13 protein-coding genes and 1 tRNA gene are annotated in these 14,812 nt (G+C 38.0%); 6 read left to right on the plus strand and 8 right to left on the minus strand.

Features of this window, described 5'->3' with window-relative positions; translation table 11 throughout:
• Nucleotides 1–64 precede the first annotated feature (64 nt).
• Nucleotides 65–550, minus strand: coding sequence for a thioredoxin family protein (locus tag KO505_RS02120; RefSeq protein WP_216053791.1), 486 nt, complete (start codon nt 548–550; stop codon nt 65–67).
• Nucleotides 551–760: 210 nt separating this feature from the next.
• Between KO505_RS02120 and KO505_RS17535 the strand changes: the two genes are divergently transcribed.
• Nucleotides 761–1,987, plus strand: coding sequence for a L,D-transpeptidase (locus tag KO505_RS17535; protein ID WP_216053792.1), 1,227 nt, complete (start codon nt 761–763; stop codon nt 1,985–1,987).
• Here KO505_RS17535 and KO505_RS02130 read toward each other — a convergent pair.
• The gene (locus KO505_RS02130; RefSeq protein ID WP_216053793.1) at nt 1,982–2,338 is read right to left on the minus strand and encodes an Hpt domain-containing protein; all 357 of its coding nucleotides are present in this window, start codon (nt 2,336–2,338) and stop codon (nt 1,982–1,984) included. The genes KO505_RS17535 and KO505_RS02130 overlap by 6 nt on opposite strands.
• Nucleotides 2,339–2,443: 105 nt before the next feature.
• Nucleotides 2,444–3,640 carry a flagellar assembly protein T N-terminal domain-containing protein gene (locus KO505_RS02135; RefSeq protein ID WP_216053794.1) on the minus strand — a complete coding sequence of 399 codons (1,197 nt, stop codon included), beginning with the start codon at nt 3,638–3,640 and terminating at the stop codon, nt 2,444–2,446.
• A gap of 255 nt (nt 3,641–3,895) precedes the next feature.
• Between KO505_RS02135 and KO505_RS02140 the strand changes: the two genes are divergently transcribed.
• Nucleotides 3,896–4,369, plus strand: a complete 474-nt coding sequence (locus KO505_RS02140) for an LPP20 family lipoprotein (RefSeq protein WP_252731592.1) — start codon at nt 3,896–3,898, stop codon at nt 4,367–4,369.
• 68 nt (nt 4,370–4,437) lie between these two features.
• On the opposite strand, the gene KO505_RS02145 is transcribed toward KO505_RS02140, so the two are convergent.
• Complete coding sequence (locus KO505_RS02145) at nt 4,438–4,791, minus strand: DUF2750 domain-containing protein (RefSeq protein WP_216053796.1); 354 nt, start codon at nt 4,789–4,791, stop codon at nt 4,438–4,440.
• Nucleotides 4,792–4,798: 7 nt separating this feature from the next.
• Complete coding sequence (locus KO505_RS02150; protein ID WP_216053797.1) at nt 4,799–7,150, minus strand: YgiQ family radical SAM protein; 2,352 nt, start codon at nt 7,148–7,150, stop codon at nt 4,799–4,801.
• Between the two features lie 201 nt (nt 7,151–7,351).
• Here KO505_RS02150 and KO505_RS02155 point away from each other — a divergent pair, with 201 nt between their 5' ends.
• From KO505_RS02155 to KO505_RS02170, 4 genes are all read left to right on the plus strand, one after another.
• Nucleotides 7,352–8,122: a phosphatase PAP2 family protein gene (locus KO505_RS02155; RefSeq protein ID WP_216053798.1), complete on the plus strand. Its 771-nt coding sequence runs from the start codon at nt 7,352–7,354 to the stop codon at nt 8,120–8,122.
• 121 nt (nt 8,123–8,243) lie between these two features.
• Nucleotides 8,244–8,726: a MarR family winged helix-turn-helix transcriptional regulator gene (locus KO505_RS02160; protein ID WP_216053799.1), complete on the plus strand. Its 483-nt coding sequence runs from the start codon at nt 8,244–8,246 to the stop codon at nt 8,724–8,726.
• Between the two features lie 245 nt (nt 8,727–8,971).
• Nucleotides 8,972–10,063, plus strand: a complete 1,092-nt coding sequence (proB, locus tag KO505_RS02165) for a glutamate 5-kinase (RefSeq protein WP_216053800.1) — start codon at nt 8,972–8,974, stop codon at nt 10,061–10,063.
• 74 nt (nt 10,064–10,137) lie between these two features.
• A tRNA-Arg gene (locus KO505_RS02170) sits at nt 10,138–10,213 on the plus strand.
• 60 nt (nt 10,214–10,273) lie between these two features.
• Here KO505_RS02170 and KO505_RS02175 read toward each other — a convergent pair.
• The 3 genes from KO505_RS02175 to KO505_RS02185 form a co-directional block, all read right to left on the minus strand.
• Nucleotides 10,274–11,248 carry a sterol desaturase family protein gene (locus tag KO505_RS02175; RefSeq protein ID WP_371819937.1) on the minus strand — a complete coding sequence of 325 codons (975 nt, stop codon included), beginning with the start codon at nt 11,246–11,248 and terminating at the stop codon, nt 10,274–10,276.
• An 81-nt stretch (nt 11,249–11,329) separates the two neighbouring features.
• Nucleotides 11,330–13,573: a TonB-dependent receptor domain-containing protein gene (locus tag KO505_RS02180; RefSeq protein WP_216053801.1), complete on the minus strand. Its 2,244-nt coding sequence runs from the start codon at nt 13,571–13,573 to the stop codon at nt 11,330–11,332.
• Nucleotides 13,573–14,811, minus strand: coding sequence for an imelysin family protein (locus KO505_RS02185; protein WP_216053802.1), 1,239 nt, complete (start codon nt 14,809–14,811; stop codon nt 13,573–13,575). Before KO505_RS02185 ends, KO505_RS02180 begins: the two co-directional genes overlap by 1 nt.
• Between the last annotated feature and the right edge of the window lies 1 nt (nt 14,812).

A 14,812-nucleotide genomic window follows, 5' to 3' on the forward strand; every position in this document is an offset into this window, starting at 1 on the left:
ACAAAAACGCCTTCAATTAAGAAGGCGTTTTTTTATGGGAGTAACATAATACAGATTAATATATTTAGCCCTCAAATAAACGGGAAATATCAGTGGGCCAATCTAATTCAGGAAATTCTAATATACGTCCTAGCTCCACTCCATTTTGGTAAACGATAATAGTAGGTGTTTTTTTGATGTCGTGTTTTTGCGCTAACATCAGTGGATCGGATTTAGACGTGTCTAATCCATAAAACCAAGCATTAATATTGGCGTTATTAACTTGATTTAACATAGTGATGATACGAGGTACTTCTCGGGCACTGTCATGACACCATTGACCAAAAAACACCTTGATCTGTATATCTCCTGTTAAGTTAGCTAATTTATTGAGTTGCGCGTCGTTGTAACTCACATCGTCAATGTGTGACGCAAACGTTGGAAATGACGACAATATGTCCGGTGCTGAAATCTCTCCTACATAATATTTTGAATCTTCAGCGTGGCTGTTATTTGAAATTAAAAAGCAACAAAAGATAAGCGCGATTTTAAAAAAGTGAGTTATTTTCATATTATTATTCTCGAGTTAGGATGACTTATCCTGACCTAGAATGAATCGGTTAGCAATTTGTAATTTGTTGATATGTGTTTATTTTTTGACAAAAGTTTGTTTTAAAAATAGTCCTAGGATAAATTTATAATATAATGCAGTTAGTCTGCGATTAGATTAAACACCTTAAATTAAATAAATAACGTTTTGCATATGATAAAGGAATAAGAAGTGAAGGTTGTCGTTTCGTTAATGTATTTAGCTATGCTCCTGCTGAGCTCAATGAGTTGGGCTGCAAAAACATATTTAACTTTAGGTCAGGTTGACGTCTTAGATGCACCAAACGGGTCTTTAATTGATACTTGGCCTGATAAAACCTTATTTACTTCATCATCAGAATCAGAGTTATGGGTTACTATCTCTGGTCATTTTCCTGAAGGCGTTTGGCAGCCTTTAGAAACGGAACTGTATGTTCAAAAATCTGAGCAATTAAAGTTAAGAACCCCATATCAACATAAATCAGCGAAAACCGTTGTCTATAAGGCGCTGAAAAAAGTAGGCAGTAATGCCAAAGCTTATAAATTATTAGAAGATGCCCACGTTTATATTAATAAACCACAGGTAATAACCGCTGCGCCGTTAAATACGTCATTAGAGGTAAACGCAAACTATGTAGAGTTGACACAACCAGCCAACGTACCTGTGTCTTTAGACAACAAAGCGGCTGATACCATGTTATGGTCAAAAGACACTGTGTTTACTACCTCATATGAAGATGCGTACCTTATCAAAGTAACAGGTCATTTCCCTGTAGAAGGATGGGAGGCTTTAGAGCATCCATTGTGGATCAAGAAGCCGGTAAAACTGCAAGATAGGACACAGCCTCGTCGATATGAACGCAATAAAAGCAGCAAACGTTTCGCAATTATCGACAAAAGACGTTTTGAGTTATCGGTTTATGAAGTTGTTGATGGTAAAAAAGAAAAGTTAATGCGCACTCCCGTTGCACTTGGTTACGATCGTTGTTTACCAAAGTCGAAGGGAGGTAAGTGTTATTACACACCTGAGGGCGAATTTGAAATAGAGTTTAAACTGTTTGATCCTGACGGTATTAACTGGTGCATTCCGCCGAAAATGGCGGGAGAATTCAAAAGTAAATTAGCCAAAGGCGAGCGCTGTTGGCGCGGAGTAATGGGTAACTATGCGATGCATTTTGGAGATTCATTGTTTTTACATGGAACCTCAAACCCCAACTCCATTGGGAGTCGAACGACACACGGGTGTGTTAGATTACGTAATCCGGATATCGAAATGGTGTATCAGATGTTGAAAAATGGCGATAAGGTTTTGATTAGCGAAACACCTGAGCAGTTTGACTTAGTTGCCTTAGCTGAGGAGCAAACAGAACCATTAATTGATGACTCGGAAGCATTGTTAGAAACAAAACCCGTATTATAAGTTTTGTTTCAATGCTACCGAGGTAGTACTAATTAATGTAATAAACGATGCAAAATTATCCGTGATAACATCGATGTCGTTTTGTTTACTAGCGTGTTCAATGGTCGCTGAGCTTTGTTGGATCTCGAAAGCGCCAACACTGGCAGCTGCACCTTTAATCGAATGCGCTATCTTTCCTATGTTATCCCAATCTTGAGCTTCATAAGCTAGGTTTAGCTGAGTAACATTATCAAACAATTGATCTACAAACATTCCGACGACCGATGTATAAAGATCTTCATCGTCCATACAATTTGTCAGTCCTTGTGTGGTGTCAATTCCACTTATTCCTGCTAGTGCTGCAATAGACATATCAGCCTCATAAATTTAATGGTTCAATTTAATGGCTAACAATATACAGATCACCTCAGTGATCATACAAGTAGGAAATCCCTATAATTGAAAGATATGTTGTAATTACCAAGCATTGTTCCAATCTTTTAACTCAATAACATCATTAACTTGCACATTATTCATAAAGTCAGAGTCTAATGATTCTGCAATTGCTGTATTTTCATACACTTGGGTGATTCTTACTCGGTAAGGGCTGATAACAAAATTAGTTAACAGATTGCCTCTATCATCAATGACATCCGCTCGATAAGAAACTCGATATTCTTGACCAATATTAACGCCTTGACCACGACCAATATTAAGTTGAATTTGCTCCCCATCTTTAACGGCCATAATTTTACTTTGTAATTGTTGGCAACTCAGTGTTGAAAATAAGTCATTGCGTACATCGGCTAATAAACTTTCAATTGCGATACCGTAATCATCATCCCAAAACTTTCTACTTGTTATATTTACTTGTTGGTTTTGTGGTGTGGACCAGTCAGCGAAAGTGTGGAATTTGTTTTGGTATAACACTTCATGGGTTAGGGCATTAGCCACTAATATTTCTAACGCGAAAAAACGCTCAAACTGGTCATCTTGCCAAAATTTAAAATCGTTTGTTTTAGACCCAAATGATAAATCTGTGATGCGGCCGAACATAACAAACTGGGTATTGGCATTGTTAGCTACGGCATCAATTAATTCGTGACGAACACGGCCTTGTTGTTCAAAGTCGATATTCACATTTAACTTTTTATCTAACCAAGCGACAGGATAGACGCCGTTTGCACCGGTTTTGAGTAACTGTAGTATTTTTCTAGGGATCTCTTTCTCTAACTTATACAAGCCGCCAATTTTAGCGTCTTCCCAATGTTGAATTGGAAATTGTGTGATAGCTATCTTTTTACTAAATTCTGATGAATAACATTGTGCATCTTCGGCAAAAATATCAGCACGCACAGTAATAGAAAAGGAATTACCGCTTTGCCTTTCTTCAACAATTTCAATTTGATTAACAATACCTAGTGCTTGAATTTGCGTGTGATCATCAACTAATAGACCTTGTGATATTTTCTGTACACTTGAAACACTGGCACCAGAAAATAACATGGCTTGTTTTATTGCATCCTGTAAGGCTCTATTTTTAGCACTTTTATAATCACCGTGGCGTATTTTGGATTGTCCTGTTGCCTCGTACCACTCAGCATGAACTGCGGTGACACTCAACATTAATAACAATGTGACACATACTTTGGTAATTTTGGCGTTAATAAACATATTCTCATTCACTAATTATCGGTAATTAAAGTTGCTTGCCATTAACGAACACGACAAAAAATTGTCACAGGCAAACGATAAACGCTTTGGGTACTACAACAGCAAAATCTACGCCAAAGATTGAGTAGGAAAAATCCTATATAATATATAAGGTTAGCTTGAAGCTAGCGTGACTTAAATGATTGGCTCAATTATTGAATAGAGTATTGATAATGACTCATCAGCGATAACTAGAGAATTGTGTTAATGGATTATATGAAAAATATATCATCAAGATTAGTACCAAGTATTGCCATATTATTTACATTGGTTATTTCAGGCTGCGGTACCTTATTGGATAAACACGTTGTATGGGAATATGAAGAACCTAAAAACTACCCTATTATCCGTGCAATAGGTTATGCCCCAATCAATGCTCAGCCGGGAGACAGTGCTGAAATAAAGAGTATTATGGCGATGCGTGCATCAAAGCTTGATGCTTATCGAGAATTAACTGAGCAAGTTTACGGCCAGCAGATCCAAGGTCAAACAGAAATGAAAAACTTAGTATCGTCAGATGATAAGCTGCGTTCAAAAGTATCAGGTGTAATTCGTGGAGCCAGAATTGTTAAGGTATACCCGGTCGGTGATACTTACGCTACTGAACTAGAATTGGATATGAAATTGGTTTATGAACTGTATCGAATAAATACCCGTTCAAGAACCATCAAAAAAGTGGACTATTATTAATAGGCCACCAATATAAAAAAAGCGCTGAGATTAACATCTAGCGCTTTTTTTTTGTTCGACACATTGAGTTATTTTAATTTCTCAATATCAGCAATTTGTTTTGTGAAATCACCAAGTTCTAACTCAGCACATTCTTGTTCGTCTTGCCAATCTAAACCAATGATCACATTGTCTTCAGATAAGTCTTCAAACCAAAACTCTAACCAATCGGCTACAGAAATTTGAGTTGGTTTATAATCTGCCCAGTCGTCTGTGCAGCTTTTTAAAGCTAAGCTTTCTGTAGACCATAACGGCATAGTTTCAGCATCTTCAAAGTTGGCTGAGTCAACGACAACCCAACCTTCGTTTTCTTTATCTTGTAATGCCCAAAGCATTTGTGTTGCTTGAACTTCTGCAAAGAATTCTGTTTTTACGTCTGACATTTATTTATTACCTTATGCGGCTTCTGTTACCTGGTTTGTTGCCCGTTTTTTTAACGCCGGCACCCGTTGAATTTTTGTTTGATGAGTTATTACTCGTTGTATTGCTCTTAGGTTTTTTGTCGGATTTAACACCCGGTTTAAATTGACCTAAACCCGTATGACGAGATAATGCTCTTTGTCCTTTACCTTGAGGGCCATTACGTCGGTTACCCAAACGTTCTTCGTTCTCCGATGCAGGTGGAACTAAATGACTAACGCCATGACCAATTAGTTTGGCGAGTCCCATCTCTTTTAACGCATGGCGGATCATTTTCCAGTTTTTAGAGTCGTGATAACGCAAGATAGCCTTATGTAAACGGCGCTCTTTTTCACCACGAGGGATCGCAACGGTTGAGTTGGTCTTCTTCACTTTATGTAATGTATCAATTTCTGTGTGATACATAGTGGTTGCTGTTGCCATTGGTGACGGATAAAAGTTTTGCACTTGATCAAGACGGAATTTATTCTCTTTTAACCACAAGGCTAAGTTGATCATGTCTTTGGTTGTTGTCCCAGGATGAGCCGCGATAAAGTAAGGAATAAGATACTGTTCTTTACCGGCTTCTTTAGAGTACTTCTCAAACAACTCTTTAAATTTGTGATAGCTACCCATACCTGGTTTCATCATCTTAGATAATGGACCTTCTTCGGTATGTTCTGGCGCTATTTTTAAATAACCGCCAACATGGTGTGTTACTAACTCTTTAACGTAACGTGGATCTTGAATTGCCAAGTCATAGCGCACACCAGAGGCGATTAATATTTTCTTTATGCCCTTAAGTTCACGAGCACGCTGATACAATTTAATCGTTGGTTCATGGTCAGTATCCATATGCTTACATATATCAGGGTAAACACATGATGCTCTACGACAAGTGGCCTCTGCTTTAGCCGACTGACAACGTAACATATACATGTTTGCCGTTGGGCCACCTAAGTCTGAAATAACCCCTGTAAACCCAGGTACTACATCACGAATTTGTTCAATTTCATTTATGATTGAATCTTCAGAACGACTCTGAATGATTCGACCTTCATGTTCAGTAATAGAACAGAAAGTACAACCACCGTAACAACCACGCATGATATTAACTGATGTTTTTATCATGTCGTATGCTGGGATCTTTTTACCATCATATTTAGGATGAGGAACGCGAGCGTAAGGCATGCCAAACACAAAATCCATCTCTTCAGTTTCTAATGGAAACGCAGGAGGGTTTATCCAAATACTTCTATCACCGTGACGTTGCATTAATGCTTTAGCACAGCCAGGATTGGTCTCTTGGTGCAATATGCGGTTGGTATGTGCATATAACGTTTGATTTTTTGATACCACTTCATAAGCGGGTAATTTTACATATACGCGGTCCCAAGGACGACGTAATTGAGTTTTGTCTTTAACGCGGTTATATGGCTGAACTACGATGGCTTGGCCACCCGTTTGATTCGCGCTAGCATCAACAGCACTGTCTTCAATAGCTTGGTCTTTATTACTACAGGTATTGGCATCATATTCTTGATAAGGGTTCATTATTGGATCAATAATTCCTGGCTTATCAATGTGAGTAGAGTCTATTCCTTGCCAGTCCTCTAGTGCATTTTTAACCATGATAGCCGTACCACGAACATCTTTAATGTTCTTGATGTCTTCGCCTCTAGCAATACGGTGAGTAACTTCGACTAACGGTCGTTCGGCGTTACCAAACACTAACATGTCAGCTTTTGAGTCAACTAATACAGAACGACGAACTTTGTCAGACCAATAATCATAATGGCTGATACGGCGTAAACTGGCTTCGATACCACCAATAATAATTGGCACGCCTTTATAGGCTTCACGACAACGTTGTGAATATACAGTTACGGCACGATCTGGACGTTTTCCGCCTATATTATCAGGAGTATAAGCGTCATCGTGTCTTAACTTTCTATCGGCCGTATAACGGTTGATCATTGAATCCATGTTGCCAGCAGCAACACCGAAATATAAATTAGGCTTACCTAGTTTTTGAAAATCATTTTTTGAATGCCAATCTGGTTGGTCAATAATTCCAACTCTAAATCCTTGAGATTCCAACATACGACCAATAACGGCCATACCAAAACTTGGATGATCGACATAAGCGTCACCAGTGACAATAATGACATCACAACTGTCCCAACCTAGTTGATCCATTTCTTCTCTGGTGGTTGGTAAAAATGGCGCAGGGCCAAAACACTCAGCCCAATACTTAGGGTAATCCCATAATTTCTTATCAGAGACGACCGTAGCTTGTGGTGGCTTATTTGATTTTGACAAAGCTGACAATTGCGATTGCATATATAGATGTACCCGTGGCTCAAATTCAGTAATAACGATTGATTAAAATTTAATCAGCATTAATGGACGGGCGATTATACAGAATATTTACATCAAGTGGTAAAGGGTTTTCCCTTATATTTTAATAACTTTAAAATCTTTAGTTGCAGCTTACGTAAAGAAACATACAATATGGCAACATTTAGAAAGGATTGCTTACTTATGAATTCCAGTATGACGACTGAAAATAACACAAATTCAAATAATGAATCTCAAGGTAATACAAAGACTTGGGTTGCATTTTTTATATTCGTAGCCGTTTCATTGTTTTTTTATTTAGTGCCAGAAATTGATTTGTGGATGGCTAGACAATTTTACGATGAAACCGAAGGGTTTTACCTAAAAGAAACTGCGTTAGTACAAATTACTTACGACATATTTAAACATATGCCTAAATTGTTACTTCCAGTGATGTTAATTTTCTTACTACTAGGTTTTAAATCAAACTATTGCAAAATTCGTAGACACTTATGTTTATTCGCTTTGGTTTCATTATTAATTGGCCCTGGCATTATTGTTCATAATGTATTTAAAGATAGTTGGGATAGAGCACGGCCTCGTCATTTAACTGAGTTTGGTGGTGATAAAACCTTTACTCCTGCTTGGGTAATTTCGGACCAATGTGAACGCAACTGTTCTTTTGTTAGTGGTCATGCCGCAATGGGGTTCTATTTTATGATCTTGGGCTGGTTGTTAGGTTCAAGAAAATGGTTCTATATTGGCATCGGCATCGGCGCTGCTGTTGGTATGATCAGAGTCATCCAAGGTGGGCACTTCCTCAGTGACTCTATTCTCGCAGGTTTCATGGTTTACTGGAGTATTTGGTTAATCGCTAAATGGATGCATGTGCCAAATCCAGGTGATGAATGGCAATGTCCTGAAGTTGAAAAACAAAGACAACTTTGTGAAGAACAAGCTAAAAACGCCAATTAATTTACCGGTCTAGTTTTAAACATAGTTATTCATAAGCTATGGTTAGTTTTCATCCCCTGTTTGATTTGCAGAGTTAACAGGGGTAGAGTTCACGTTTTTACACTTATCTGGTGGTTTAATATTGGAAAAATATGAAGAATTGTTTGTATCTATTCGACAAATAATCCGAGCAATCGACTTACGCTCTAAAAAATTAAGTAAAGCGGTAGGGATCACAGGACCTCAATTATTAGTTTTACAAGAAGTGTTAGCCGCACCGGGTTTAACTTCAAAACAAGTCGCGGACGGAATAAACTTATCTCAAGCTACAGTGACCAGCATCTTAGATCGATTAGAAGCCAAGCAATTGTTAGTCAGAAAACGTGACAGTGTTGACCGTCGAAAAGTCTCTTTGTATTTAACTGATCAAGGCCATTTAACGTTAAACGATGCGCCTAAGGCAATGGAAGACTCCTTTATTGAGAAGTTTGAAAATATAGAAAACTGGGAACAAACCCTTTTATTATCAAGTGTTCAACGTATCGCTAGTATGATGAATGCTGAAGAATTAGATGCAGCGCCAATGTTAAAAATTGGTGAGATTGACTCCATCACTAAACCTTAACCACCATAACCTCTCCTATCCATTCTTTTGAATAAAAGTAGCCTTAAATTAGGCTACTTTATAAAATAAAACTAATTAGTGTAATAATTATATTTCTGCAAACTATTTCGCCTGAACCCCTTAATTAGTCTGATTAATAAACAGAAAATATGGTTGTTAGGATTATCATATACCTTTTGAGCTGTTGAATATATTTTAATACTTAGTATACTAAGCATTATCTTTAATTATTATTTTCTGGATCTATGGTTTTATTTTCAAATTTCGAACGAATCGTTTTAAAAGTTGGCAGCGCTCTAATTGCACCAGACGGAAAAGGTTGCAGCCCTCATAAATTATTTCCAATAGCTCAGTTTATTATCGAATGCCGAAGTCGCGGTATTGAAGTTGTATTAGTTTCGTCAGGTTCAGTTGCAGCAGGAAGACAATATTTTCCAAAAAGTAACTGCAATTCAATTCCGATGAAAAAGGCAATGGCCGCAGCAGGTCAATCCGATATGATAAGTACTTGGGATAGATTATTTGATTTCCCAACATGCCAAATATTATTAACCCACGGTGATTTACAAGACCCTGAGCGTTACCAAAGTGTTTCCTCTACAATTGATAAAGCCCTGAGTCATGGGATATTACCAATCGTAAATGAAAACGACACCATCACAACGGATGAGTTAAAAGTGGGTGACAATGATAACTTAGCTGCCATTGTTTCTGCTGCCGTAAACGCAGACGGTTTAGTGTTATGTACGGACGTTGATGGTTTATACACAGGCAACCCAAGAATAGATAAAAACGCTAAGTTAATACCTATCGTTGAATCTATTACTGCAAGTCTTAAAGGTATTGATATGTCCGCTACTAACGATGTTGGTACCGGTGGAATGGCGACTAAAGTTGAGTCTGCGGAAAAAGCCACAGCTCACGGGATCACGACTTATATCATCAATGGTGAAAAACCAGATGTATTTCACTCGTTATTAAGAGATGAAAACCCAGGTACAATATTTGCGCCATCACAAACTCCAATGAGTGATAGAACACACTGGTTAAGACATACAACTCGTTCGCAAGGTGAGTTTGTTGTAGATAAATCAGGTGAGCAAACGGTGTTAGATGGTATAGAAGACATCACCAGCGATCAGTTACTTAGTGTCAATGGTGACTTTAATACCGGTGATACGGTATTGATTAAATCCGAAGACGGTAAATCGTTGGCCAAAGCAATTACAAAGCGAAGTAGTTGTTTAATGACTTATCTAACCGAGCAGGATGATCCAAATCAACACGCTCCAATTGAGTCTGTTTTTGAACAAGAACAAGTCTCTTTACTAAAATAGACTTATAAAAACAGTAAGTTAAAAGGGACACATTAAACTTCACTCGAAGTATTAATTAGGTATAATTACCGTGTGTCCCTATAGTTTAACAGGATAAAACTGCGACCTCCTAAGTCGCTGCTCCAGGTTCGAGTCCTGGTGGGGACGCCAAAGTCCATTTAACTCGTTCTCTCAAGCAAACATACTTTTGTACAAATACCAATTAAACACTCATTCGTGTTCTTTTTGCTGTCTTATATTCGCTATTCTGGCTCCAATATTTCTAAATGGCTGGTAATACATTTTTAATACTGATGAGTGGTCTATTGTTTTATCTGGTAAACCAAAGGTGATGTTTTCCACTTCTGACGCTTTCGTGTGGGTGTTAAACCATCTATCCCAAATAGCCAATGCTGAGCCAAAGTTACTATGGTGATGCCTAGGTAGGTTGCTGTGATGAACTTGATGTTGGGCCGGACTGATGAACCATTTCTCAACGCGATCTCCCCAACTTAGCCATATGTGACTATGGCGTAGATTTGAGCCGAGTAGGTTAAAAACAAAAACAAACAAATTAGCGCCTAAAATATCTATCATTTTTAACGTAGGGCCAAATAAATAATAAGCTATGCCAACCGCAGCTCCTTGAGTAATGGCCATCCTGCAAGCATAAAGGTAATTTTCAACAGGATGTGAGCGATAGATAGTAAATGGCGTTAATACGGTAGCCGAATGATGTACCTTATGGAACTCCCATAAAAAAGACACTCTATGCAGTAAGTAATGTAATAAAAATCGGGTGAAATCGTCAAACAGAAACAGTACAACCGTAAAGAACAGCATTATAGTGAAAGGTGATACGTCAATGAATTCACGTTGGCCAAAAATGGTTTCTAATAAAGAGGATAACGAAATGGCTATAGGAGCCATGGTAAAGATCACTAAAGGAAATAAAGCCGCTTTGATTAGTTTATTTAAGATTAATAACAGGTAGTCATGCTGAGCGGATTTAGCGAGATAAATGTTTTTAGGAAAAACAAATTTAAAAAAATTACTTGGTTTCTGTGTAGGTTTTTTTTGATAGTAAACGACCGAAGCTAATATAAACGCAGATACTAAATATATCCAAAAGACTCTTTTATTGGCATCATCAAAGAAGCTAAAAAGCTCCTGAATGTTGGCAGATAAAAAATCCAATATAAACACGTTTTACACCACCTAAAATAAAGCAATGCAAACCGAAATTTGCATTGCATTTCTAACTAAAACTGCATCTCTAATACGGAATTAAAAGCGATACTGATAACCCAATTGGAACTGTTGAGGTTTAGTTGGTCTAGCGCCATATGGTCGACGACTGACGATAACTTGATTGTCTAATAAGTTATCAACTTTGAAATAAACTAACCCGTATGTATCCAAGTCATAAGTTGCAGAGAAATCGAACACAGTATAAGATTCAATAACCACATCAGACAATAAAACATTATCCCCCGACGCTTCTTGCATTTCATCAATATAACGTGCAATTACACCCATTTCCCAGTTGTTACTTAATAACCCGACATTAACCGTCACTTGATTCTGCGGTAAATAGGGTAAGTGATCGCCTTGTTCTATTGTTCCCCACATTGGAAAATCAGAATGAAAGTCGTTTTTAAATTCTGATGTTGTGTAGGTGTACACAAATGAAATCGGGGCATTCCAGCCGTTGGCGAGTCTGTAGTTTCGACTTGCAGAAAACTCTACGCCGTAAACATCAACTTCACCGCCATTAAACTCTTCATCTAAACTATCTCCGCAACTCGCTGCTGCTGAAAACGAACAGCCTTCTTTTAGATTTTTAATATCATTATAGAAAACGATAAGTTCAGCTTTAGTATTGCCATTGTTGAAACGACCACCAAATTCGTAATTTATACTGTTTTCAATTTCAATCAGTGGGCTTTCTTGTGGGCTGGTGGGCACAAAACCTTCATGGATGCCAAATAATAAACCGGCATTATCATTGAACGTATAAAAGCCACTAATGCTTGGCAGCCACAAACTGGTCTCTTTTTTAAGCCAGTCATTTTCTTTATCCACGGCTTGATTTTGATATAAAGAATCAAAAAATTCGCCACGTACACCTAAGGTGATCTCTAAGTCATTTAGGCTAATCGTATCTTTTAAGAATAACGCTGTAGCATCGGTTTTTTCAAGGTTAGTGGTGGTTGAAACTGTGCTTGAACCGTCGGAAACTAATTGAGCGTCACGCATTAAAAAGGTGTCTTCAGTGTGTTTTCGATTAATCTGATCTTGATGGATTCTTACGCCGACATTAAATTTGTGCTCCAAACCTAATACAGAATAAGACGCTTGTAATTCACTCTGGATCCCTTGTGAATAATATTCACGGTAGTTATCACCCAATACGATTTTTTCGTATTCTTGAATGGTATCGCGTTCACCGGTAAGCACCTCATAGAATAGTGCGTTCACTTCATCTTCTGGATTTTTTAATATTTCCTGTAAATCTCGGTTAAATAAGCCACCTTTAAAACCATTAATTTTATTCCAAGAGCGGGTGAATTCATTGCGGTAAACACGAGTGGTGATATCAAAACGCTCTGCAGCGATAAAATGAGTGAGTTGAACCTGTTTATGATCCCAATCCATTAAGTCATTTTGACTGGCTAGGTAACGCCTATTTGGGTTTTCTGAGAAGTCCAAATCACTTAATCCTAAATAGGTTTCATCGGACTTTTCTGTCGCCAATGACAGTTTTAATTCGACCAGTTGTGTCAGGCCATTACGACTGAGATTATATTGAAACTTAGTCATCAGGTCGTTTTTGTTGAAACCTGTATTTGCCCCGTTATCAAGTTCTTTAAAACCATCGGCTTGTAAATGAATGCCTTCCATCAAATAGCCAAAGTTGTTGATAGTATCGCCAAAAAACATTTTACTTTTAAACAAACCATCACTGCCAGAAGCTAAGTCAATCATACCTTCAGCACTATCAGGGACTTGTCGAGTCGTCATATTAAGTGCACCGGCAACTGTATTAGGTCCATATTTAATGGCCGCAGGTCCTTTAAATACTTCTAATGCTGTCATCTTAGACATCATAGGGAAGTAATACGCCGCGGGTGCTGAATAAGGTGCTGGGCCAATTAAAATACCATCTTCCATTACGGTGATTTTTTTACTTCGTTCAGGTGTTGCTCCCCTAAAACCAATGTTAGGTCTTAAGCCATAACCATCTTCTTCACGAATATTAACACCAGGTACGTTATATAAAATTCGATTTATATCATCAAATTTAAACTTTTCTAGTTCAACTTCACTGATTAAGGTAGCAGAGCCAGCCTCTTTTCTAAGTTTGTCGCTGTGCCCAATTATTTGCAGTCTTTCAACTAATTCTGTTGTGGTCTTTTTAACGTTTTCTTTGGGCTCACTTTCTTTATTGTCTTGAGCAAAAGTGCTAACGACAAACAGTGCAGTAACGAGTGCAAGCGTTATTTGTAATTTATTGTTGTTTGTATTCATTAATCATTATCTCCAGCAGAGGTGGCTGGTAACTCGAGAGCTAAGCTAGTTATAAAGTCGGTCTTCAATTGGTCCGTAATGTTTTTAACATTGTTATGGATCTGCTCTATTTGCTCCGGGTTATTGGTTAACTCATTTGCCAGACTGGAATCAACTTGATTGATGGCGTTAATAGTATTAGTCACGTTATTAGCCATTTCTGTGGCAGTGGAGTCATCACCAACATCTAATAAATAGTCTGTAAATCCTAAACCACCGTTACCGGTTAGTAATTTTTCAAAGCCAATTAAGTTATTGAGTATGTTAGCTAACGAGTTCTGGCTGTATTTAGATTCAACGGTTTGCGGGCAGGCGGTTGAACCACATTCGTTGGCAAATATGCCTAAAGGCGTGGCTAATTTACCGTCTTTGGTTGAAGAGTCTAGGTAGAACAAGGCGTCGCTAATACGATTTACCGCATCGTGTTCTGTATTAAATTCATTGCCGGTTGTTCCTGCTTGTTTCAGTTTATTGGCATAACCATCTAATGCTAACCACTGTTGAACTAACATTTCTGCATTGTTTTGAATATCAGATGCGACTTCAGTTGCAAAATTACAACGTGCGACTCGTTTGTTTTGATCGGTCAGATTACTCCACCCTGTAGGAGCAAAAGAAGCGTCGCAGCTATGATTTAAATCTTGGTTAAATAACAAATAATCCAATGCACCTAAGCCTTTTCTAGAAGGTGTACGTTGGGTTATGTCATAAGGTTTACCGTTAACCTCGCCGGTTTGAAAATATAATACGTCATAATCCACAGCGCATGAATTTTGAATTGGCCATGAATAAATGTTGTTACGTAATAACCCGTCTTGTTCCAACAATGGGCCTAATAACATTAATTCAGCTTGTTGCCATGCCGCCATGGTATTGCGCCATTGAACTTGAGCAGCGTCGATAGCCGTTAAAACAGCTTGTTGTTCACCCGTTTGGTCTAATATATTTTTCTCGGCTTGGCAGTAATCCTGCACTAATTGTGTTTGACGTTCTGCTTGAGTAAGAAAGGTTTGGTAAGCGGGAGAGATAACGTTATCTGTTAAGTTCGTTATCAATGCAAGCTGATTAAACTGAGTATTCGTATCTTTATCCGGGTTATAACCTTCACCAGCAGAACTGCTCGTTTCTTGGTTACAAGCGCTTAATAAAAACAAAAACAGCAAAGCAAACACAAACAACTTATTTTTAATATACAACACG

It is taken from the genome of Psychrosphaera sp. F3M07 (genome assembly GCF_018860345.1).
Lineage (GTDB): Bacteria > Pseudomonadota > Gammaproteobacteria > Enterobacterales > Alteromonadaceae > Psychrosphaera > Psychrosphaera aquimarina.

Coding starts and splice junctions, on each gene's coding strand:
- KO505_RS02150 (WP_216053797.1), bottom strand. CDS start 7,150: ATGCAATCGCAATTGTCAGCTTTGTCAAAATCAAATAAGCCACCACAA.
- KO505_RS02120 (WP_216053791.1), bottom strand. CDS start 550: ATGAAAATAACTCACTTTTTTAAAATCGCGCTTATCTTTTGTTGCTTT.
- KO505_RS02145 (WP_216053796.1), bottom strand. CDS start 4,791: ATGTCAGACGTAAAAACAGAATTCTTTGCAGAAGTTCAAGCAACACAA.
- proB (WP_216053800.1), top strand. CDS start 8,972: ATGGTTTTATTTTCAAATTTCGAACGAATCGTTTTAAAAGTTGGCAGC.
- KO505_RS02130 (WP_216053793.1), bottom strand. CDS start 2,338: ATGTCTATTGCAGCACTAGCAGGAATAAGTGGAATTGACACCACACAA.
- KO505_RS02135 (WP_216053794.1), bottom strand. CDS start 3,640: ATGTTTATTAACGCCAAAATTACCAAAGTATGTGTCACATTGTTATTA.
- KO505_RS02155 (WP_216053798.1), top strand. CDS start 7,352: ATGAATTCCAGTATGACGACTGAAAATAACACAAATTCAAATAATGAA.
- KO505_RS02180 (WP_216053801.1), bottom strand. CDS start 13,573: ATGAATACAAACAACAATAAATTACAAATAACGCTTGCACTCGTTACT.
- KO505_RS02140 (WP_252731592.1), top strand. CDS start 3,896: ATGAAAAATATATCATCAAGATTAGTACCAAGTATTGCCATATTATTT.